This window comes from Marinobacter shunpengi (genome assembly GCF_045449715.1).
Taxonomy (GTDB): domain Bacteria; phylum Pseudomonadota; class Gammaproteobacteria; order Pseudomonadales; family Oleiphilaceae; genus Marinobacter.
Genome location: NZ_JBJJLA010000004.1, coordinates 67,977 through 88,124 on the forward strand (window position 1 = coordinate 67,977; position 20,148 = coordinate 88,124).

The following is a 20,148-nucleotide window of genomic DNA, read 5'->3' on the forward strand; positions in this document are numbered from 1 at the left end:
CAATGAAACAAGGGTAATCGAACGGGTTACCGTCGGTCAGTTCAGTTCGTGGGCCCGGTAACTCCGGTTGGATATTGTGAACCACCGGAGACCGATGTGACATTACGTGTGTGACAGGGTCATGTCGTAGCGGTTCACTATCCATGCCCGTATCTTCAGGAACGCTGGTCCCGGGCCAGTTGAGTCAGGTCCCGGGTGATCTGCTCGGCCGATAGGTCCGGGCGCAGCAACAGGCGGGCCTCGCCCTGGCCGTCGAATACATAGACCGCTGAACTGTGGGAGACATTATAGTTGCCCCGGTCGTCCGGTTTGTCATAACCGAAGGTGGTGCGGTAACGCTTGGCAAGGTCCCTGAGGGCGGCCTCGTCGCCGGTCATGCCCACGGCGCGGTCACTGAAGAAGCTGACATAGTTGCCCAGTTTCTCCGGCGTATCCCGCCGGGGGTCGACACTGACGAACAGTGGGGTGACCTGGTCCTGCAGCTCCTCGGGCATGGCCCTGATGGCCTGGCTCAGTCGGGCCATGGTGGTGGGGCAGACATCGGGGCAGTTGGTGAAACCAAAGAACAGCAGGCGCACCTGGCCCTGGTAGTCCTGCGCGGTCACTGTCTCGCCGTCGCTACGGGTCAGGGTAAAGGCCAACTCAGGCATCAGGCCGTCGATCTCCTTGGCGTTCCAGTCCTGTTCGGAGCCGAAACAACCTGCCAGCAGCAGGGCAAGGCAGGCGGTCAGTGTGATCTTGAAACCGTTCATTGGGTTGCTCCTTCCAGGGATTCAGGGCGTGGCCTCGGCCGGTCATCCTTCATCGCCCGGGACAGTATGATCAGGATGCCGATGATGCTCATCATCGCCGGTGGTATCCAGGTGAGGATGCCGCCGATGAGCTGGTCGTCTTCCGGCGACATGGGCCAGGCGCGACCACAGACCTCGTAGACGTCGTAGACCATGCCCCGGTTGAACACGATCCAGGCCCCCAGCACCATCTGTGGCACACCCACCAGCACCAGCAGCAGGATGCGCCTGCCGTAGCCCAGGGAGGGGGTGTCGTGGGGGGACCGGGGGTCGAAGATCAGCCACCAGAACAGCAGGCCGTCCAGCAGCATGCTCCAGTTCATCACCCAGTAGAGGTTGCGGCTGAGCATGGCGTCGAAATGGATGGCGGGCCAGAGCCAGAAATATACCAGCCCGGCGAACAGGAACGCGGCGATCAGGGGCTGCTGCAGCGTGTTGTAGGCCACGCGGACCGGCAGGGCCCAGGCGCCGAGGTAAGGTGCCAGCCGCTGGTGCCAGAAGCGCAGGATGGGCAGCGGGTTGGACAGGGCGATCAGCACCGGCCCCAGGTGATGGAGCACCAGATGCTGGCCCCGGTGGATAAAGAACATGTATTGGGCGTAGTAGTCGAACCGGGTCTGCATCACCGCGTAGCACAGCAACAGGCCGAGGAAGAACACAGCCACCCGGAACGGACCGGGGCGTTCACTCCCAGGCAGAGCCCGCCAGGCCCATAGGTAGCCGCCGGCAACCAGCAGGTAGGCCAGTATCGTCAGTGGTGAGACATCGTAGGGAAGCAGCATGGACCAGTTCATGGCATCACGCCCGGGGGCAAATCCTGTGTCGGTGTTGTTGTTGGAATCCGGTAATGGACGGCTCACCGTCCGGCGCACCCGCGAGAGTAGCAAGATCGTGGGGGAACCGGAAGTAGGCTTCAGCCGGCCATGCCGAAACCGGGCTGATACTGGCGGCCTGTTTTGTGCAACCGGTCGTATTGGGTTTTACTTAGGGACAACAGACCTTTACGTCCTTCAGCCCAGGAGGCTCACTGATGGCCCGATTCAGCGATTGCCTGCCACCCCCGTCGGTACTGATTTTCGACTGGCATGGCACCCTGGTGGACACCCACGACGCCATGTTCAGCGCCATGGAGGAGATGCTGCCCCAACTGGAAGACCTGGGGCTGGTGGAGCGGCTGTTGCCCGAGGACCGGTGTCGCACCCAGGATGATGCCCGCCTGGTGCGCTATATCCGCATCTTCCGGCGTCTGCACCCGCGCATCCTGGCGGAGCGTCGTGTCAGCCGCACCGATATCTTCAACGCCATCTTCGGCGATGATCGGGACGCCAAGCTCATCGCTCACAAGGCCTACAACGAGTGCTACCGGAAATACTTCGGCCAGGTCAAACCCTTCCAGCCGGGGGCCTATGAGTACCTCACTGCCATGAAGCGCATGGGTATCAAGCTGGCGGTGTCCACCAACCGCAACCGGGAGTTCCTCGACAAGGAACTGCTGACTGTGGACGAGGGTCGCTGGGCCAACCTGTTCGATGCCACCGTGTGCGCGGATGATGTCACCGAGTACAAACCGGACCCGCAGGTGATCCTCAAGACGGTGGAAAAGCTGGACCTGCCCCTGGACGACCGGGCCTGGTACGTGGGCGACAGTTACGTGGACATGCTCACCGCCAACAAGGCGGGGGTGTCCGGGGTGTTCTACAACGGCGCCTGCTGGGAGCCGGGGCGTATCGACAGCTGGTTCAGCCACCGGGATGCCCCGGCGGCCATCCTGGACAGCTTTGAGGACCTGATGGACCTGCTGGCGTTGCTTGAGCGAAGCCGACCGGAGTGTTTCGACATGACTCCGGCGGAAGCCCGGCCGCGCCCCTTCCCGCCGCCGGAGCGGCCGGAACCCCGCATCGAGGCGGACTGGCACCCCGCGGTGGTGAGGCTGATCCGACCGGCGGTGGTGCTGTTCGACTGGCACGCCACCCTGGTGGATACGCTGGATGCCATGTACCACGCCGTGGATGACATGCTGCCGGAATTCTCCGAGCTGGGGCTCACCGAGCGCATGCTGGCACCGGAGGACAGCAAGACCCCGGAGGATGCCCGCCTGGTGGCCTATGTCCGGGAATTTGCCCGCCTGCACCCGAAGGTCCGTGCTGACCGCAAGATTTCCCGCACCGATATCTTCGAGGTGCTGTTCGGGGACGATCAGGAGGCCAAGCAGGTTGCCCACAAGGTGTTCAACCGGCACTACCGGGAACATTACGGAACGGTAAAGGCCTTCGAGCCCCGGGTGAGAAATGTGCTGGAGGGGCTTCGCGGGCTGGATATCCAGGTGGGCGTAATCACCAACCGTGACCGGGAGTTTTTCGAGAACGAGCTGGCAGCAGTGGAGGATACCGGCTGGACGGAGCTGTTCGACGTGGATGTGTGTGGCGACGACACCCCCCTGCGCAAGCCCCACCCGGACCAGTTGCTGCTGGCGATCCAGAAGCTGGACTATCCGCCGGACCCGAGCGTGTGGTACGTGGGCGACAGCACCACCGACGTGATCTCCGCCAAGCGGGCGGGCCTGACCTCGGTGTTCTTCAACGGCGCCCAGTGGGATCTGCCCTGGCTGAACAAGATCTTTCCGGGGACCCACAAGCACCCCCATAAGCCGGATGTGGTGGTGAACGACTTCTCGGAGTTCTGGGCGCTGGTGCTGGCCTGTGAGGAGGGGCCGCCGTAAGGGCAGGTGGCTTTTACCTGACTTTCATATCCCGGAAACGATCAGGGCAGTTGCGTTATGGTTCCGGTGAGAACGGCCGGGTGGTGCGCCTGGAGGAGGCGGATAAGCCCCGGTAGTGGCTACTCCCCGGGAGAGCCGTTGGTGCTTCCCGGTCGCAGGTACGGACTCCGCAGGGCCTTCTCAATATTCAGGCCGATGGCCACGCCACCCACGAAGCGGTCGGTTGCCGGGTCCACCACGGGCATTGAAGCGAATACCTGGAACTCCTGGGCGGATGGATCAAAGCGAACCGGCCCCAGGTACAGGGTGTCACTGGTCTTGCCGGCAATAGTCTCGAACTTGCGCTCATCCCCCTGCCAGTAGTCGGATGTCAGGACACTGATGGCAGCCGCGGCGCCGATGGTGTCCATCACGATGGTTTCCGTCACCATACCGTCCTGCTCGTATTGCCACTGGGCCAGTTTGCCGGACAGTTTTAAAGAGAGTATCTCGGCGGCTTTGTCTGATGCCCGGGAAGGCGACAGTTCCCGCCATTGTTTGTCCAGTGCCAGTACCTCACCCAGTTCCGCCGGCGGTCCGAGACTGCCGAGCCAGTCCTCAAGATGATAGGTGTTGACCAACTCATCGATCAGGCTCCTTGCCCGGTTGCTTATCTGGCTCATTTCCTGCTGGCTGAGGTCGAATCCGCCGGTCATGCAACCTGCGATATGCCGGTTGAATTTGTTCAGGAACTCGGGGTGCTCCATGGCAAAGGGCACGGTGACGTAGAGGCTCAATGGTGCGAACCGCACGAACTGTTTATTCAGATCATCCGGGTCCTGTCCGCTCAGGCGCTGGAGTGCCATGACCCTTTCATCCATCAGCACCGCATCGACGCGATCCCGGTGTAGCAGGGCCAGCAACTGGTCCGGGTGGGATACGGTCATGGCGGTGGCGTAGCGGCTCTGCTCCAGCCAGATGGCTTCGTTACTGCCGGCAATGGCGGCGATCCGGCTGTCCCTGAAGTTGTCGATGGGCTCCAGGGAATAGAAGTACCATTTTTCCAGTGCTACCGGCGCTGTGGGCAGGGCAAAGCGGTTCAGCAGATCCGACTCGTCCACCGCGAAGTAGCCATCAATTACATGGTTCCGAAGCCCATGGATGGCACGGTTCTGGGGAACGGTACGGATCTGTGTCTCCCAGTCCATGCGTCCGGCCACGCAGCGGACGGTTTCCACGGTTGTGCCAAAGGGCCCTGTATGGTCCTGCACGGAGGCAGGATTTACCTGGTAGGGTGGCGAGTGAAAGGTATACAGGTTCAGGGTCCGGGCGTGGGTCATGGGGCTGGACAACAGCACGGAAAGGTACAGAACCAGAAAACACCAGAGCCTTTTTTCCATGTGGTGTGGCATCTCAGTCAGTCAATCGATTTCAGGCGGGCCTTTCCCGCTGGTTTCATAATCGTTATAGACCAGCCGGACCGTGGGGTTCATCATCCAGTCACGACTGAGTCAATGCTCCTGTAGCATAGTCCAAACTATGTCGGTTTGGTGTACGCTACAGTTTGTCCAGGTTCTCCAGGAGCCATTCCGCCCTTTCCAGGATCTCCTGTCGCCGCTGCCCGTCCTGTCGGTGCCAGTTCCTGAACATCATCTTCATTCGCGGATTCTGACGAAACTGCTCCTGGTGCCGGTCGATAAAGTGCCAGTACAGGGCATTGAAGGGGCATGCGTCGTCACCGGTAGCCAGGTCCACCCGGTAGTGGCACTGGCGGCAGTAGTCCGACATCCGGTGGATGTACTTGCCGCTGGCGGCATAGGGTTTCGAGCCCAGGTAACCGCCGTCCGCGTGCATCACCATGCCCAGGGTGTTGGGAAGTTCCACCCAGTCATAGGCGTCCACGTACACCGCCAGATACCAGTCGCAGATCTCCTCCGGACGTACACCGGCCAGCAGTGCGAAATTACCGGTGACCATCAGCCGCTGGATGTGGTGGGCGTAACCGTTGCGGAGGGTGCTGTCGATCGCCCGGTGCATACAGTGCATATGGGTCTCGCCGGTCCAGTAGAACCAGGGCAGGGGCCGGTTGTTGCCCAGCCGGTTTTCCCGGGCGTAGTCCGGCATGGTCAACCAATAGATGCCGCGCACGAATTCCCGCCAGCCAAGTATCTGCCGGATAAAACCCTCCACCGCGTTGATGGGGGCCTGGCCTGCGTACCAGGCCCGTTCGGCGGCTTCGCAGACTTCCATCGGGTTCAGCAGGCCACAATTGAGGTAGGGCGACAGGATGGCGTGGAACAGCCAGTCTTCGTGGTCCGACATGGCGTCCTGAAAGTCCCCGAAGCAGGGCAGGGCGAAATCGATGAAATGCGCCAGGGCGGCCCGGGCATCCCCGGCGGTCACGGCGAAGTGGAAATCGTCGGTGGTGCCGAAGTGATCCGCGAAGTGGGTTTCCACCAGGTCGATTACCTCCCGGGTGATGTCGTCGGGTTCAGCCCGGAAGGTCGCCGGGGCTGGGGGGGTGCCGGTCCACTTGCGGCGGTTGTCGGCGTCGTAGTTCCAGCGGCCGCCCTCCGGTTCACCTTCCGCCGTCATCAGCAGGCCGGTCTTGCGGCGCATCTCCCGGTAGAAGAATTCCATGCGTAGTTGTTTGCACCCTTCGGCCCAGCGGGCAAACTCGTCCTTGCTGGCCAGAAATCGGGAGTCCGGACGGATTTCCACCGGTAAGCCCAGCCGCTCACGCCATTGCCGGATCTGCTGATCCAGACGGTATTCGCCACACTCGGTGGTGATCAGCCGAGCCGGCCGATGGTGTTGGCACTGATCCCGGACGACATCTTCCAGATTATGGTGGGGGGTGTCGGGGGCATAGCGATGATAGTGAACATTGAATCCCCGTTGCTCCAGTTCCCCGGCGAAATGCCGCATGGCACTGAAGATCAGTACCAGTTTTTTCCTGTGATGGTTGGTGTAGCTTGCTTCCTCGTGAACTTCCGCCATCACGATCTGATCTGTGCCGGGGATGGCTCCTTCCAGCGCGCTGAGGTGATGGCTGAGCTGGTCGCCGAGGACCAGTATCAGGTTGGCCATGATCCGGTGTCGCCTATTACCAGGGAGGTAGTGGGTCATACGCCAGGGGCACAAGGGTGGTTCAGGGGCGCGGGCAATACAATGTAACTGACGTCGATCAAGAACCGGCGGAGGCAAACTGCCTAGAATGGCGATGCCATTCCTGCTTATCCCGACATTGAGTACCTGGTCATGCCTGCTTCCTTCACTACAGCACAGTCCACCTTGCCGTCGTTCATCTGGGACGAGGCGTTGATCCGTCGCTACGACCTGAGCGGCCCACGGTATACGTCTTACCCGACGGCGGTGGAGTTTACGCCGGACATCGGCCCGGCGGCGATGGCCAGGGCTGCGGAACACAGTCGTGCCAGTGGCGGTGCCATCTCCCTGTATACCCACCTGCCGTTCTGTGCGCACCTTTGCTACTACTGCGCCTGCAATAAGGTGATCACCAGGCAGCGTGACAGGGCCATGCCCTATGTGGAGCGTCTGTTTAAGGAGGCTGCCCTACAGTCAGGGCTGTTCGGAGCCGATCGACCGGTGCAGCAGTTGCACTGGGGTGGTGGCACGCCAACCTTCCTGCCAAAGGATGCGATGGAACACCTGATGGCGGGCTACGGCGAACTGTTCAACCTGCAGTCCGGCGAGCAGCGGGATTACAGCGTGGAGATTGATCCCCGGGAAGTGGACGAGGACACCCTGCCAACCCTGTGGAAGCTGGGCTTCAATCGCATCAGTCTGGGGGTGCAGGACGTGAACCCGCAGGTTCAGAAAGCGGTCAACCGCATCCAGCCCCGGGAGATGACCGAGGCGGTGCTGGATGAGGCCCGCCGCATAGGCTTCCGCTCCATCAACCTGGACCTGATCTACGGCCTGCCTTACCAGACCCCGGAGAGTTTTGCGGAGACCCTGGAAGCGGTCATCGACATGTCGCCGGATAGGCTGTCGGTGTTCAGCTATGCCCACCTGCCAGACCGGTTCTATCCGCAGACGCGTATCCAGGCGGAGACGCTGCCAACGCCCCAGCAGAAGCTGACCATCCTTCATAACACCATCAACCGTCTGCTGGAGGCCGGTTACGAGTACATCGGTATGGATCATTTCGCCAGGCCGGAGGATTCCCTGGCGGTGGCCCAGCGGGAAGGTCGGCTGCACCGGAACTTTCAGGGTTACACCACCCACGCGGACTGTGACCTGGTCTCCCTGGGGGTCTCCGCCATTGGCCAGACCCGGGATGCCTACTTCCAGAATAATCATGACCTGCCGGCCTGGGAGGCGGCGATCGATGCAGGCGAGCTGGCCACCGTCCGTGGTGTGGCGCTGACCCGGGATGACCAGATCCGACGCTGGGTGATCGGTCAGTTGATCTGCCAGTTCCGGCTGGAGCGGCAGCAGTTTGCCAGTGAATGGGGCGAGGCGTTTGACCGCTACTTTGCCGACGAACTCAAACGCCTGAGGCCGATGATTCAGGACGAACTGATCGCCGATGACGGGCGGGTGCTGCAGGTGCAGCCAGCGGGCAGGCTGCTGATCCGGGCGATCTGCCAGATTTTCGATCTGTATCGCAAGGACGGGGCTTCGCAGCGGTTTTCCCGGATTATCTGATGATTCCAGCCTGCTGACAACGATCAAGGCATCGGAAGCGTACAGCCGGTAGGGTATTCCCTGAATTGCTGGAGGACGGGAATGGAACTGGTATGCCCCGCCGGCAGCCTGCCGGCCCTTAGGAAAGCCGTGGACAACGGAGCGGATGCGGTTTATATCGGATTCCGCGACAGCACCAACGCCCGTCAGTTCGCGGGACTGAATTTCGATGACCGTAAGGCGGCGGACGGTATTGCCTACGCCCACGACCATGGTCGGCGCGTATTCTGCGCCATAAATACTTATCCCCAGCCCTCGGGTTGGAGGCAGTGGACGGCGGCGGTGGACCGGGCAGCGAGCCTGGGGGTGGATGCGGTCATTCTGGCGGACATGGGGTTGCTGGACTATGCCGCCAACCGGTACCCGGATCTGCCACGGCACCTGTCTGTGCAGGGCTCGGCCACCAGCTACGAGGCCTTGCGGTTCTACAGGGACAACTTCGGTATACGCCGTGCCGTGCTGCCGCGAGTCCTGTCCCTGGATCAGGTGAAGGGCGTGGCCAAACACAGCCCGGTGGAGCTGGAGGTCTTTGCCTTCGGCAGCCTGTGCATCATGGCGGAGGGGCGCTGCTACCTGTCGTCCTATCTCACCGATGAATCTCCCAACAGCAAGGGTGCCTGCTCCCCGGCGAAGGCCGTGCGTTGGGAGGAAACCGCCGATGGCGGGCTGGAATCCCGCCTGAACGACGTGCTGATTGACCGTTACGCCCGGGGCGAGCCCGCCGGTTATCCAACCCTGTGCAAGGGGCGGTTCGATGTGGGAGGTGATGTCTACCACGCCATCGAAGAACCCGTCAGCCTCAATACGCTTGACCTGTTGCCGGAACTGAAGGCCCTGGGCATCAGCGCTGTGAAGATTGAAGGCCGCCAGCGCAGCCCGGCCTATATAGCCGACGTGGCCCGCACCTGGCGCCAGGCGCTGGACCGGCTGGACAGTGGCACCGGGTTTGCCGTGGAGCCGGCCTGGCAGTCAACGCTGGCGGGGCTGTCCGAAGGAGGGCTGACCACCCTGGGCGCCTACCATCGCAAGTGGAAATAAAGGGTATGGCTGTATGATGAAACTGTCCCTGGGGCCCATCCTGTGGTTCTGGTCCAAACAGTCTGTGTTCGATTTTTACGCCAGGGCCGTCGAATGGCCGGTGGATACCATCTATCTGGGGGAAGTGGTCTGCTCCCGCCGTCGGGAAATGAAACCCGACGACTGGCTGGATCTGGCCCGGGATCTGAAAGCCTGTGGCAAGACCGTGGTGCTGTCTACTCTCACGCTGGTCGAGTCCGAGGCGGATCTGCGGCGTTTGCGCCGGTTTTGCGAACAGGACGACTTCCTGGTGGAAGCCAATGACCAGAGTGCACTGCAGGTGGCGATCCGGAACAACATTCCGTTCATCACCGGGCCGTCCATGAATATCTACAACACCGCCCCCCTCAGAATCCTGGCCAGGCAGGGGCTGAAGGGCTGGAATCTGCCGGTGGAGCTGGGCAAGGACACCCTGGAACAGCTCATCAGGGAATTAAAGGCCGAAGGGCTGGACCTGCCCGTCGAGGTTTTCTCCTGGGGCTTCCTGCCCCTGGCCTGGTCGTCCCGCTGCTTCACCGCCCGTCATTACAACCTGCCCAAGGACAACTGCGAGTTCCGTTGCCTGGAGCACCCGGATGGCATGGAGTTGCGCTCCCGGGAAAGCCAGGGGCTGTTCCGCATTAACGGCATTTCCACCCTGTCTGGTTCCCGCTATGACCTGATGCGGGAGTTGCCGGAAATGGAGCGGATGGGGGTGAATACGGTGCGCCTGAGTCCGGAGCATCAGGGCATGGAAGAGGTGGTTCACCGCTTCGATCAGGTGCGTCGGGGGGAAGTGCCGGATACCGACCCGTTGCAGCTGGTGGAGGCGCCTCCCTGCAATGGTTACTGGTACGGCAAACCCGGGATGGACAGGCTGATCTGATGGGGCAGGGCAGCCCGGTTTACCGGGGAGTGCGGCCTCTCCCGATACGGCCCGGCAGTAGCGTCCACTCCAGACTGTCTAGCAGATTCTTGATGCCAAGGCCCAGCTCGGTATCTCCCTCAATCACAAGTTTCCGCTGGAAGAAAAGCTGATCCGGGTCCTGCCTGCGGTTGGCCAATTGGTAGAACGCGGAACAGCTACCACGGATGGTGGCTTCCCCTGGCCCCTCCACCACTCTCAGCCGGCCCTGCCAGAACCCCAGGGTGATGCCGGGTTGTCCGCCCTCGATTTCCAGCCGCAAGGTGCGGCCTTCAAAGTCATCGAAGTTGCCATCGGCGATGGCGCTGGCGAACATCCGGTTCAGTGCCGTTTCGGTGGTCAGCTGTTTGAGCACCAGGGGAACGCGTTGGTCGATGGCTGCAAGGAGTGGCGCCGGGGACGGCGTGAACCCGGCGATGACCTGGCGGCACTGGCTTAGCAGGGGCGGGGTGGTTGTCATGGTGGTCTCCGTGGGTTTTATGGTTACCACGGTACTGTATCGGAGAGGGTTTTTGATTGATTTAAGCCAATCGGAACCAAACCCTCAGGCTTTATGCAAACCTTCCTCAACGGCCCAAACTGCCACCTCAACCCGGGACCTCAGGTTCAGTTTCTTGAGCAGATGCTTCACATGAACCTTCACGGTGCCATCGCTGATATCCAGCTTGCGGCCAATCATCTTGTTGGACAGGCCCTCGGCGATCAGGCGCAGGATGTCTTTCTCGCGGGGGGTCAGACTGTCGAAGTTGGGGCCTTCCGACGGCTGGGGTTTCTGGGATCGCAACGCCTGGGCCAGCAGGGTGGTCAGGCGGTCGCTGATCACCATCCTGCCCACCGCCGCCTGCTTGAGCTCGCCGATCATGTCCTCCGGCTCCATGTCCTTGAGCAGGTAGCCATCGGCACCAGCGCGTAGTGCGGCCACCACATCGTCCTCATGGTCCGAGACGGTGAAAATCACGATGCGGGACGCCACGCCCTGGTCCCGCAGTGTCCGCAGCACCTCGATACCGTTCATCTCCGGCATGTTCAGGTCCAGCAGGATCAGGTCCGGCTCCAGTTCCGTGGCTTTTTTGATCCCGTCGGTCCCGTTGGAGGCTTCTCCCGTCACCTGCACGTCACTTTCCATTTCGATCAGCTGCTTGATGCCCTGGCGGAGCAGCGGGTGGTCGTCGATCAGCAGAATACTCGCCGGTGTATCAGACATGTTCCCTCTCAGAAATCGCTTGTTGGTTCGCTTGTGTGCAGCGCTATTGTTCAGCCGGCATTGGTTTCCTGTGTCAGGATCATATGACGGCTCTTGGGAATGAAGCCCATGGAAACTTCAACACCGCCATCGTCGCGGTTGGCCACCGAGACTTTACCGCCCAGAGTGCGGGCGCGGTCCTGGATAATGATCAGCCCGTAGTGCTGCAGGGGTTGTTCGTCCCCCGGCAGGCCCTTGCCGTTGTCGAGTATTCTGACCTCAACACCGGGGGATTCAAAGAGCACCTCGACCTTCACTTCGGTGGCATCGGCGTGCTTGACGGCATTGGCCAGGGCCTCCCGGACAATCTGCAGTATATGGATCTCCTCATTGGGAGAGAGTGTGTTCTCTGGCAGGTTGTATTCCAGGCCCACCTGCTGTCCCAGGCGACCACTGAACTCGTCGACGGTCTGGCGCAGCGCCGTGTACAGGTCCGGCGTATCCAGTTTGAGGCGGAAGGTGGTCAGCAGTTCCCGCAGTTGCCGGTAGGCGCTGTTCAGGCCGGTGCTCAGTTCCTCCAGGATCGCATCGTGGGTCTGCTGATGTTCACCGGTAATGTTGAGTCGTCGCAGCCGTGCCACCTGCATCTTCAGGTAGGACAGTGACTGGGCGAGGGAGTCGTGCAGCTCCCGGGCGATCACGGCCCGTTCCTCCGCCAGGGTCAGTTGCTGCTCCTCGGTGATCTGTTTCTCCAGGAAAATGGCGGTGGCGAGCTGATCGCTCAGGGTTCCCAGCAGGTGGCGGGCGGTTTCCGACAGGCCCTTCTCCACCGGGTACCAGACTTCCAGAGTCCCCAGCAGCAGTCCGGGGGTGCGTATCGGCAGCAGCAGGCGGCGGCCGTCGTTGTCGTCGTTGGGCAGTTCGTCATAGACCTCCGGCGTCACCAGGCAGGCGTTGCAATGGTGGTCGCGGCAGTAGAACGGGCGTTCCGGGGTGGAGGTGGTGATGGCCTCCACCGGTTCACTGGCCTGTTTGTCATGGAGGTACAGGCGGATGGGGCCGATGCCCAGCAGCTCTTCCAGTTCCTGCAGCATGGGGACGGCGCCGGCACACAGGTCATGGTTGGAAAACAGGGTGCGGCTGGCGCTATGGATAATCTGCAGGGCCTGGTGGCTCCTCTCCAGCTCGGCAGTCTTGGCACGGGCTTCACTTTCCAGTTCGTGGTAACTCAGAGCCAGTTCACTGGTCATCTGGTCGAAGGCCAGTCCGAGCCGGGACAGCTCGTCGGTACCCCCGAGATTGGCTTTCAGGGAAAAGTCTTTTTCCCCCACCGCAGTGGCGATTCGCACCAACTTGCGAAGGGGGCGTAAAACCCTGCTTCTGAGATCAAGGAACAGGGCCAGGGCAATCAGTATGGAAAACACCAGGCTGATGATCTGGATCACGTGCAGCAGGTCAATACGGGCCTCGGTGCGTTGCTCCAGCATCGATACCAGGGCGTCCACTTTGCCCACATGCTGTTCCGTGGCTATCTCCAGAGCCGGTGTGACCCCGACCGGGTGATTCTCCAGTTCCGGGCGCAGGGTATCCTGCCAGTGAGCCTGCACACGCTGGTATTGCTGGCGCAGAGGATGGTCGCCATCGGTGGGAATGGAGCGTGTCAGGGTGGTTTGTTCCAGTTTCCGCTCATGGCTTTCCAGCAATGACGTGGTCAACTCTTGACTGCTTGCGGCCGTCAGTAGCTGAAAGGCACCCATGCGGAGGGCTCCGGCCTGGTTGATGGCAGTGGCATTGCCCTCAATGCTGCTTGAGACTGCAAGGGTCGTGGTCATACTGACCACGGCGGTCAGCACGATGGCGGCCACCACCAGGGCAACGCGATTGACCAGCGGATTTCTGGATTTCATCAGACCCCTTCTCGGGCGCTCGAATTGCGATTTGCACCGGAATCAGACGTCCGACTACCTCCTTGCGGATAGTCACTTACCCCGATGGGCAGTATCCCATCATAGTCTTTGACCCGATTCAGGGCAAAGGAGGAGACTGAAGTATACTTTACGGAAAACCTGCCTATGCATGCTCCAATGCCACCCGACGACGAGGACCGGATCAATTCGCTGGCGGTAGTGCTGCCGCTGGCAGTGGTTGGTTTCGTCCTGGCGGCGGCTTGCTGGTCACTATTTTCCGTGGCGGGCGTGTACCTTCGCCAGGCCCTGGCTCTGGGTGACGTTGCCTTTGGTCTGCTGCTGTCTGTGCCCATGGCTTCGGGCGCCCTGCTGGCGATTCCGGCAGGGCTGGCCGCCCGCAGGTATGGCGCGCGGCGTGTGATGATGGCCTGCCTGGCCGGACTGTTCCTTTGTATGCTGTCGCTGATGCTGGTGGATTCGTTGCCCGGTTACCTGGTGGCCGGCGCCGGCCTCGGACTGGCTGGTGGCTATTACAGTGCCGGTCTCCAGTTTGTGATGAGCCATGCTCCGGACCGGCATGCGGGCCTGGTGCTGGGGCTGTTCGGCGCGGGCATCACCGGAGTCGGACTGAGTTACTACCTGGTTCCGCTTGTGCTGGATGCTTTCCAGTGGGCGGTTTTGCCTCTGGCCTATCTGATTTTACTGGCCCTGTTGCTGGCACTGGTAGTGATGCTGACGGCAGAGGAAGATGTCGGTGATGGGGAGGCCGCCGGGGTTACCTCCGGGCCGTTGCTGGCTGGCCCACCGGGGCAATGGCACGATGTGGTCTGGTTCGGGATAGTGGCCGGCAGCCTCCTGGCCCTGGCGCTATGGCTTCCGGATTACCTGTCATCCCTCTATCAACTGCCGGTGCAGGCTGGGGCCGGAGTGGCCCTGTGGTTCGTTGTACCGGGGGCGCTGGCCCAGATTCCGGGTGGCTGGCTGGCAGACCGACTGGGCTCTTACCCGGTTGTCAGTCAGGCACTGGTTGCAGCTTTGATCGCCCTGTTCCTGTTGTCCTATCCGCCCATGACCCTGGTGATCCAGGCGGCAGAGAGCCCTATCCATATCGATTTCACCCTCCCGCTGGCTCTGGAGACGGGGCTTGTCGTGTTGCTCGGTGTGACTCTCGGCTGCGCCATGATTGGTCTGCAGCGCAAGATTATCCTCGCGTACCCGGCACCTCCTGCTCTGGTGGCTGGAGTGCTGCTGGTCAGCGCGTGTTCCGTTGCTTTCCTGCTACCACTGATGTTTAGCGTTGCGAATCATTGGCTGGGGATTCGCAGTACCACCTTCATGATTCTGTTCGTGGTACTGACCGGCAGCCTCCTGATGTTCCTCCGGGACCATCGCCGGCGGGAACGGGAAAAGCTTCTCCATCAGGGGATATAAGCCTCCTACCACCAGGGAGGTAGGGGCGGGTTATGTAGTAGTAACCATGCAGCTTTCAGGATTTCTCTCCCACACAATGGTCTCAAATCGGAACAACGATCCGGCCAACGGGTTGATGGAGAGAGACCATGAGTCATTTGATCGACAAGCTTAACTACTTCAGGAAAAAGCGAGAGCCGTTTGCCAACGGCTACGGTGAAACCCATGAAGTCAGTCGCGACTGGGAAAACAGCTACCGCCAGCGCTGGCAGCACGACAAGATCGTGCGTTCCACCCACGGCGTGAACTGCACCGGCTCCTGCAGCTGGAAGATCTACGTCAAGAATGGCCTGGTCACCTGGGAAACCCAGCAGACCGACTACCCCCGTACCCGTCCGGATCTGCCCAACCACGAGCCCCGCGGCTGCCCCCGTGGCGCCAGCTACTCCTGGTACATGTACAGCGCCAACCGCCTGAAATATCCGCTGATGCGCAAGCACCTGATGAAGCTCTGGCTTGCGGCAAAGGCCCAGCATGGCGATCCGGTAGAAGCCTGGGCATCCATTGTGGAAGACCCGAAGAAAACCGCCGAGTACAAGCCTCGTCGCGGCATGGGCGGCTTCGTGCGTTCCAGCTGGGATGAGGTGAACGAGCTGATTGGCGCCTCCAATGTTTATACCGCGAAGAAGTACGGCCCGGACCGTATTTTCGGTTTCTCCCCGATTCCCGCCATGTCCATGGTGTCCTACGCCGCCGGTAGCCGCTACCTGTCCATGATTGGCGGCGTCTGCATGAGCTTCTACGACTGGTACTGCGACCTGCCGCCGGCCTCGCCGCAGACCTGGGGCGAGCAGACCGACGTGCCGGAATCCGCCGATTGGTACAACTCCGGCTATATCATCGCCTGGGGTTCCAACGTACCCCAGACCCGGACCCCGGATGCCCACTTCTTCACCGAAGTACGTTACAAGGGCACCAAGACCGTCGCTATTACGCCGGACTATGCTGAAGTCTCCAAGCTGTCTGATGAATGGCTGAACCCCAAGCAGGGCACCGACGCGGCTCTCGGCATGGCCATGGGCCACGTCATCCTGAAGGAATTCCATGTCGACAAGCCCAGCGAGTACTTCACGGATTACGTTCGTCGCTACACCGACATGCCCTACCTGGTCATGCTGGAGCAGCGTGACGACGGAAGCTATGCGCCGGGCCGTTTCCTGCGTGCCAGCGACCTGGTGGACGGCCTGGGTGAGGAGAACAACCCTGAGTGGAAAACCATCGCCATTGACGAGGCCAGCGGCGAGCTGACCGCTCCCAACGGCTCCATCGGCTACCGCTGGGGCGAAAAGGGCAAATGGAACCTGAAGCAGACCGCGAAGGACGCTGACGTCAACCTGCAGCTGTCCATGGTCGAAAAGCATGACGACGTCGTTGACGTGGCCTTCCCGTACTTCGGTGGCATTGAGCACGACCATTTCCAGCATGTTGAAGTCAAGGATGTGCTCAAGCACAAACTGGGCGCCCGCAAGGTTCAGCTGGCGGATGGCACCGAAGGCCGTGTAGTCACAGTTTACGACCTGATGGTGGCCAACTACGGCATCAGCCGAGGCCTGGGCGATGACGATGGCGCTACGTCCTACGACGAAGTGAAGCCCTATACACCGGCCTGGCAGGAAAAAATCACCGGCGTACCCGCCGAGAAAGTGATCCGCATTGCCCGTGAATTCGCCGACAACGCCGACAAGACCAGGGGGCGTTCCATGGTCATCGTCGGTGCTGGTATGAACCACTGGTACCACATGGACATGAATTACCGTGGTCTGATCAACATGCTGATCATGTGTGGCTGTATCGGCCAGAGCGGTGGTGGCTGGGCCCACTACGTCGGCCAGGAAAAGCTGCGCCCGCAGACCGGCTGGCAGCCCCTGGCCTTCGGCCTGGACTGGCAGCGCCCGCCGCGCCACATGAACTCCACCTCTTTCTTCTATGCCCACTCCGGCCAGTGGCGCTACGAGAAGCTGGGTGTGGACGAGATCCTGTCGCCACTGGCGGACAAGGACAAATTCGGTGGCAGCCTGATCGACTACAACGTTCGTGCCGAGCGTATGGGCTGGTTGCCTTCCGCACCGCAACTGAACCGCAACCCCCTGGGTATTGCCGCTGAAGCTGAAAAAGCCGGTATGGATGTCTCGGATTACGTGGCCAAATCCATGAAAGACGGTTCCCTGGCTTTCGCCAACGAGGATCCGGAAGCACCCGAGAACCATCCGCGCAACCTGTTCATCTGGCGCTCCAACCTGCTGGGTTCCTCCGGCAAGGGGCACGAGTACATGCTCAAGTACCTGCTTGGTACCACCAGCGGCCTGCAGGGCAAGGATCTCGGTCACGAGGGGGGCGCCAAGCCGAAAGAAGTGAAGTGGCACGACGAGGCGCCGGAAGGCAAGCTCGACCTGCTGGTGACCCTGGACTTCCGCATGTCTACCACCTGCCTGTACTCGGACATCGTTCTGCCGACCGCCACCTGGTACGAGAAGAACGACCTGAACACGTCCGACATGCACCCGTTCATCCACCCGCTTACCGCGGCGACTGACCCGGCCTGGGAAGCCCGTAGCGACTGGGAGATCTACAAGGGTATTGCCAGGGCCTTCTCCAAAGCATCGGAGGGCCATCTGGGTGTCGAGAAAGACGTGGTCACCCTGCCGCTGCTGCATGACGCACCGGCCGAACTGGGCCAGCCGTTCGATGTGAAGGATTGGAAGCGCGGAGAGTGCGAGCTGATTCCGGGCAAGACTGCCCCCAACTTCATCACTGTTGAGCGCGACTACCCGAACACCTACGCCCGCTTTACCTCGCTTGGTCCGCTGATGGACAAGCTGGGTAACGGCGGCAAGGGCATCAACTGGAATACCGAGAAGGAAGTGACGTTCCTTGGTGACCTGAACGAAAAGCACCTTGACGGTGCCAACGCCGGTCGTCCGAAGATCGAGAGCGCCATTGATGCGGCAGAGGTAATCCTCACCCTGGCACCGGAAACCAATGGCCAGGTAGCCGTGAAGGCATGGGCGGCCCTGTCCGAGTTCACCGGCCTGGACCACACCCACCTGGCTACCAACAAGGAAGAGGAAAAGATCCGCTTCCGGGACATCGTGGCACAGCCGCGCAAGATTATCTCCAGCCCGACCTGGTCTGGTCTGGAAGACGAGCATGTGTCCTACAACGCCGGCTACACCAACGTGCATGAACTGATTCCCTGGCGGACCCTGACCGGTCGTCAGCAGTTCTACCAGGACCACGAGTGGATGCGAGCCTTCGGTGAGAGCCTGCTGGTGTACCGCCCGCCGATCAACACCAAGACCGTCAGCAGCATGCTGAACCAGCGCAGCAACGGTAACCCGGAGAAAGCGCTGAACTGGATCACCCCGCACCAGAAGTGGGGTATCCACAGCACCTACAGCGACAACCTGCTGATGCTGACCCTGTCCCGGGGCGGCCCCATCGTCTGGCTGAGCGAAGACGACGCCAGGGAGATGCAAATCGAGGACAACGACTGGATTGAACTGTTCAACGCCAACGGTGCCATCGCGGCCCGGGCGGTGGTCAGCCAGCGGGTCATGCCGGGCATGGTGATGATGTACCACGCCCAGGAGCGGATCGTGAATATTCCGGGCTCCGAGATCACCGGCACCCGTGGCGGTATCCACAACTCGGTCACCCGGGTGTGCCCGAAGCCGACCCATATGATTGGCGGTTATGCCCAGTATTCCTACGGGTTTAACTACTACGGCACCGTAGGTTCCAACCGTGACGAATTCGTGGTGGTGCGCAAGATGCACAACATCGACTGGCTCGACGGCGAAGGCAATGACACTGTTCAGGAGGCTGTAAAATGAAAATCCGTTCCCAAGTCGGCATGGTACTGAACCTGGACAAGTGCATTGGCTGCCATACCTGTTCAGTGACCTGCAAGAACGTCTGGACCAGTCGCGAAGGCATGGAATACGCCTGGTTCAACAACGTCGAGACCAAGCCCGGCATCGGCTACCCCAAGGAGTGGGAGAACCAGGACAAGTGGAAGGGCGGCTGGATGCGGGACAGCGCCGGCAAGATCCGTCCGAAAATCGGTGGCAGGTTCCGGATTCTGGCGAACATCTTCGCAAACCCGGACCTGCCCCAGATCGATGACTACTACGAGCCGTTCGATTTCGACTACCAGCATCTGCACACCGCCGGCGACAGCAAGCACCAGCCAGTGGCCCGGCCCCGCTCGTTGATCTCCGGCCAGCGCATGCAGAAGATCGAATGGGGCCCGAACTGGGAGGAAATCCTGGGCACCGAGTTCGCCAAGCGCCGCAAGGACAAGAACTTTGACCAGGTACAGGCGGACGTCTACGGCCAGTTCGAAAACACCTTCATGATGTATCTGCCGCGGCTGTGCGAGCATTGCCTGAACCCCACCTGTGTGGCCAGCTGCCCCAGCGGCGCCATTTACAAGCGGGAAGAAGACGGCATTGTCCTGATCGACCAGGACAAGTGCCGTGGCTGGCGGATGTGTGTCTCCGGCTGCCCCTACAAGAAAATCTACTTCAACTGGAAAACCGGCAAGTCCGAGAAGTGCATCTTCTGCTACCCGCGGATTGAAGCCGGTATGCCGACTGTCTGCTCCGAGACCTGTGTTGGCCGCATCCGCTACCTGGGCGTGCTGCTGTACGACGCCGACCGCATCGAGGAAGTGGCCAGCACCCCGGGCGAGCACGAGCTTTACGAGAAGCAGTTGGAAATCTTCCTGGACCCGAACGATCCGGCGGTAATCGAGCAGGCCAGGAAAGATGGAGTGCCCATGAACGTGATCGAGGCCGCCCAGCGTAGCCCGGTGTACAAGATGGCGGTGGACTGGAAACTGGCCCTGCCGCTGCATCCGGAATATCGCACCCTGCCGATGGTCTGGTACGTGCCACCCCTGAGCCCGATCCAGTCTGCTGCTGAAGCCGGCAAGGTGGAGTTCGACGGCATACTGCCGAAGATCGAAAGCCTGCGGATTCCGGTCAAGTACCTGGCCAACCTGCTCACCGCCGGTGACGAGAAACCCATCGTGCGGGCGCTGAAGCGGATCATGGCCATGCGCCTGTACAAGCGTGCCGAAACCGTGGAAGGCAGGGAAGACCTGCGGGCCCTGGAGGAGTGCGGCCTGACCAAGGCCCAGGCGGACGAGATGTACCGCTACCTGGCTATTGCCGATTACGAGGATCGCTTCGTGATCCCGACCAGCCACCGCGAACTGGCGAAGGAAGCCTTCCCGGATGCGACGGCTCACGGCGAGCGCAATGGCTGCGGCTTCAGCTTCGGCGACGGCTGCAACGGCGACAGCAAGTTCAACATGTTCGGTGGCCGTAAGCAGACCACCAGCATGGTGCAGAAACTCTCCACCGTGAAGCAGGTGGACCCGAAGCAGCTGCAGGAATAAG

14 protein-coding genes are annotated in these 20,148 nt (G+C 61.2%); 7 read left to right on the forward strand and 7 right to left on the reverse strand.

Features of this window, described 5'->3' with window-relative positions; genetic code table 11:
- Positions 1-155 precede the first annotated feature (155 nt).
- Both ACJO3T_RS01795 and ACJO3T_RS01800 read right to left on the reverse strand, forming a co-directional pair.
- A complete protein-coding gene (locus ACJO3T_RS01795) occupies positions 156-752 on the reverse strand; it encodes an SCO family protein (protein WP_406977631.1) in 597 nt (198 codons plus the stop codon).
- The gene (locus ACJO3T_RS01800; RefSeq protein ID WP_406977645.1) at positions 749-1,585 is read right to left on the reverse strand and encodes a cytochrome c oxidase assembly protein; all 837 of its coding nucleotides are present in this window, start codon (positions 1,583-1,585) and stop codon (positions 749-751) included. The genes ACJO3T_RS01795 and ACJO3T_RS01800 overlap by 4 nt, the downstream gene beginning before the upstream one ends.
- Positions 1,586-1,821: 236 nt before the next feature.
- Here ACJO3T_RS01800 and ACJO3T_RS01805 point away from each other — a divergent pair, with 236 nt between their 5' ends.
- Positions 1,822-3,510 carry an HAD family hydrolase gene (locus tag ACJO3T_RS01805; RefSeq protein WP_406960924.1) on the forward strand — a complete coding sequence of 563 codons (1,689 nt, stop codon included), beginning with the start codon at positions 1,822-1,824 and terminating at the stop codon, positions 3,508-3,510.
- Between the two features lie 119 nt (positions 3,511-3,629).
- Here ACJO3T_RS01805 and ACJO3T_RS01810 read toward each other — a convergent pair whose 3' ends face one another.
- Together ACJO3T_RS01810 and ACJO3T_RS01815 are read right to left on the reverse strand one after the other, a co-directional pair.
- Positions 3,630-4,889 (reverse strand): substrate-binding periplasmic protein, encoded by a 1,260-nt coding sequence (locus tag ACJO3T_RS01810; protein WP_406977633.1) that lies wholly within the window; start codon positions 4,887-4,889, stop codon positions 3,630-3,632.
- A 157-nt stretch (positions 4,890-5,046) separates the two neighbouring features.
- Positions 5,047-6,579, reverse strand: a complete 1,533-nt coding sequence (locus ACJO3T_RS01815; protein WP_406977635.1) for a cryptochrome/photolyase family protein — start codon at positions 6,577-6,579, stop codon at positions 5,047-5,049.
- Positions 6,580-6,750: 171 nt separating this feature from the next.
- On the opposite strand from ACJO3T_RS01815, the gene hemN reads away from it, so the two are divergent.
- The 3 genes from hemN (at position 6,751) to ACJO3T_RS01830 (ending at position 10,144) form a co-directional block, all read left to right on the forward strand.
- Positions 6,751-8,163: an oxygen-independent coproporphyrinogen III oxidase gene (gene hemN, locus ACJO3T_RS01820; protein WP_406977637.1), complete on the forward strand. Its 1,413-nt coding sequence runs from the start codon at positions 6,751-6,753 to the stop codon at positions 8,161-8,163.
- Between the two features lie 81 nt (positions 8,164-8,244).
- A complete protein-coding gene (gene ubiU / locus ACJO3T_RS01825; protein ID WP_406960932.1) occupies positions 8,245-9,240 on the forward strand; it encodes a ubiquinone anaerobic biosynthesis protein UbiU in 996 nt (331 codons plus the stop codon).
- 13 nt (positions 9,241-9,253) lie between these two features.
- Positions 9,254-10,144 (forward strand): U32 family peptidase, encoded by an 891-nt coding sequence (locus ACJO3T_RS01830; RefSeq protein WP_406977638.1) that lies wholly within the window; start codon positions 9,254-9,256, stop codon positions 10,142-10,144.
- A 19-nt stretch (positions 10,145-10,163) separates the two neighbouring features.
- On the opposite strand, the gene ubiT is transcribed toward ACJO3T_RS01830, so the two are convergent.
- The 3 genes from ubiT to ACJO3T_RS01845 form a co-directional block, all read right to left on the reverse strand.
- Positions 10,164-10,643 carry a ubiquinone anaerobic biosynthesis accessory factor UbiT gene (gene ubiT, locus ACJO3T_RS01835; protein WP_406960936.1) on the reverse strand — a complete coding sequence of 160 codons (480 nt, stop codon included), beginning with the start codon at positions 10,641-10,643 and terminating at the stop codon, positions 10,164-10,166.
- An 84-nt stretch (positions 10,644-10,727) separates the two neighbouring features.
- Positions 10,728-11,387 carry a two-component system response regulator NarL gene (narL, locus tag ACJO3T_RS01840; protein WP_406960938.1) on the reverse strand — a complete coding sequence of 220 codons (660 nt, stop codon included), beginning with the start codon at positions 11,385-11,387 and terminating at the stop codon, positions 10,728-10,730.
- A 50-nt stretch (positions 11,388-11,437) separates the two neighbouring features.
- Positions 11,438-13,273 (reverse strand): histidine kinase, encoded by a 1,836-nt coding sequence (locus ACJO3T_RS01845; protein ID WP_406977639.1) that lies wholly within the window; start codon positions 13,271-13,273, stop codon positions 11,438-11,440.
- Between the two features lie 165 nt (positions 13,274-13,438).
- Here ACJO3T_RS01845 and ACJO3T_RS01850 point away from each other — a divergent pair, with 165 nt between their 5' ends.
- From ACJO3T_RS01850 to narH, 3 genes are all read left to right on the forward strand, one after another.
- Positions 13,439-14,704 (forward strand): MFS transporter, encoded by a 1,266-nt coding sequence (locus tag ACJO3T_RS01850; protein ID WP_406960942.1) that lies wholly within the window; start codon positions 13,439-13,441, stop codon positions 14,702-14,704.
- A 128-nt stretch (positions 14,705-14,832) separates the two neighbouring features.
- Positions 14,833-18,576 carry a nitrate reductase subunit alpha gene (locus tag ACJO3T_RS01855; RefSeq protein ID WP_406977640.1) on the forward strand — a complete coding sequence of 1,248 codons (3,744 nt, stop codon included), beginning with the start codon at positions 14,833-14,835 and terminating at the stop codon, positions 18,574-18,576.
- Positions 18,573-20,147 (forward strand): nitrate reductase subunit beta, encoded by a 1,575-nt coding sequence (narH, locus tag ACJO3T_RS01860; protein WP_406977641.1) that lies wholly within the window; start codon positions 18,573-18,575, stop codon positions 20,145-20,147. The genes ACJO3T_RS01855 and narH overlap by 4 nt, the downstream gene beginning before the upstream one ends.
- Position 20,148: the final 1 nt, after the last annotated feature.

Excerpts from the sequence above, each read along its gene's own strand:
- ACJO3T_RS01850 (WP_406960942.1), top strand. The coding sequence starts at position 13,439 with ATGCATGCTCCAATGCCACCCGACGACGAGGACCGGATCAATTCGCTG.
- hemN (WP_406977637.1), top strand. The coding sequence starts at position 6,751 with ATGCCTGCTTCCTTCACTACAGCACAGTCCACCTTGCCGTCGTTCATC.
- ACJO3T_RS01805 (WP_406960924.1), top strand. The coding sequence starts at position 1,822 with ATGGCCCGATTCAGCGATTGCCTGCCACCCCCGTCGGTACTGATTTTC.
- ACJO3T_RS01810 (WP_406977633.1), bottom strand. The coding sequence starts at position 4,889 with ATGGAAAAAAGGCTCTGGTGTTTTCTGGTTCTGTACCTTTCCGTGCTG.
- ACJO3T_RS01830 (WP_406977638.1), top strand. The coding sequence starts at position 9,254 with ATGATGAAACTGTCCCTGGGGCCCATCCTGTGGTTCTGGTCCAAACAG.
- ubiU (WP_406960932.1), top strand. The coding sequence starts at position 8,245 with ATGGAACTGGTATGCCCCGCCGGCAGCCTGCCGGCCCTTAGGAAAGCC.
- narL (WP_406960938.1), bottom strand. The coding sequence starts at position 11,387 with ATGTCTGATACACCGGCGAGTATTCTGCTGATCGACGACCACCCGCTG.
- ACJO3T_RS01855 (WP_406977640.1), top strand. The coding sequence starts at position 14,833 with ATGAGTCATTTGATCGACAAGCTTAACTACTTCAGGAAAAAGCGAGAG.
- ACJO3T_RS01800 (WP_406977645.1), bottom strand. The coding sequence starts at position 1,585 with ATGAACTGGTCCATGCTGCTTCCCTACGATGTCTCACCACTGACGATA.
- ACJO3T_RS01845 (WP_406977639.1), bottom strand. The coding sequence starts at position 13,273 with ATGAAATCCAGAAATCCGCTGGTCAATCGCGTTGCCCTGGTGGTGGCC.
- ACJO3T_RS01815 (WP_406977635.1), bottom strand. The coding sequence starts at position 6,579 with ATGGCCAACCTGATACTGGTCCTCGGCGACCAGCTCAGCCATCACCTC.
- narH (WP_406977641.1), top strand. The coding sequence starts at position 18,573 with ATGAAAATCCGTTCCCAAGTCGGCATGGTACTGAACCTGGACAAGTGC.
- ACJO3T_RS01795 (WP_406977631.1), bottom strand. The coding sequence starts at position 752 with ATGAACGGTTTCAAGATCACACTGACCGCCTGCCTTGCCCTGCTGCTG.
- ubiT (WP_406960936.1), bottom strand. The coding sequence starts at position 10,643 with ATGACAACCACCCCGCCCCTGCTAAGCCAGTGCCGCCAGGTCATCGCC.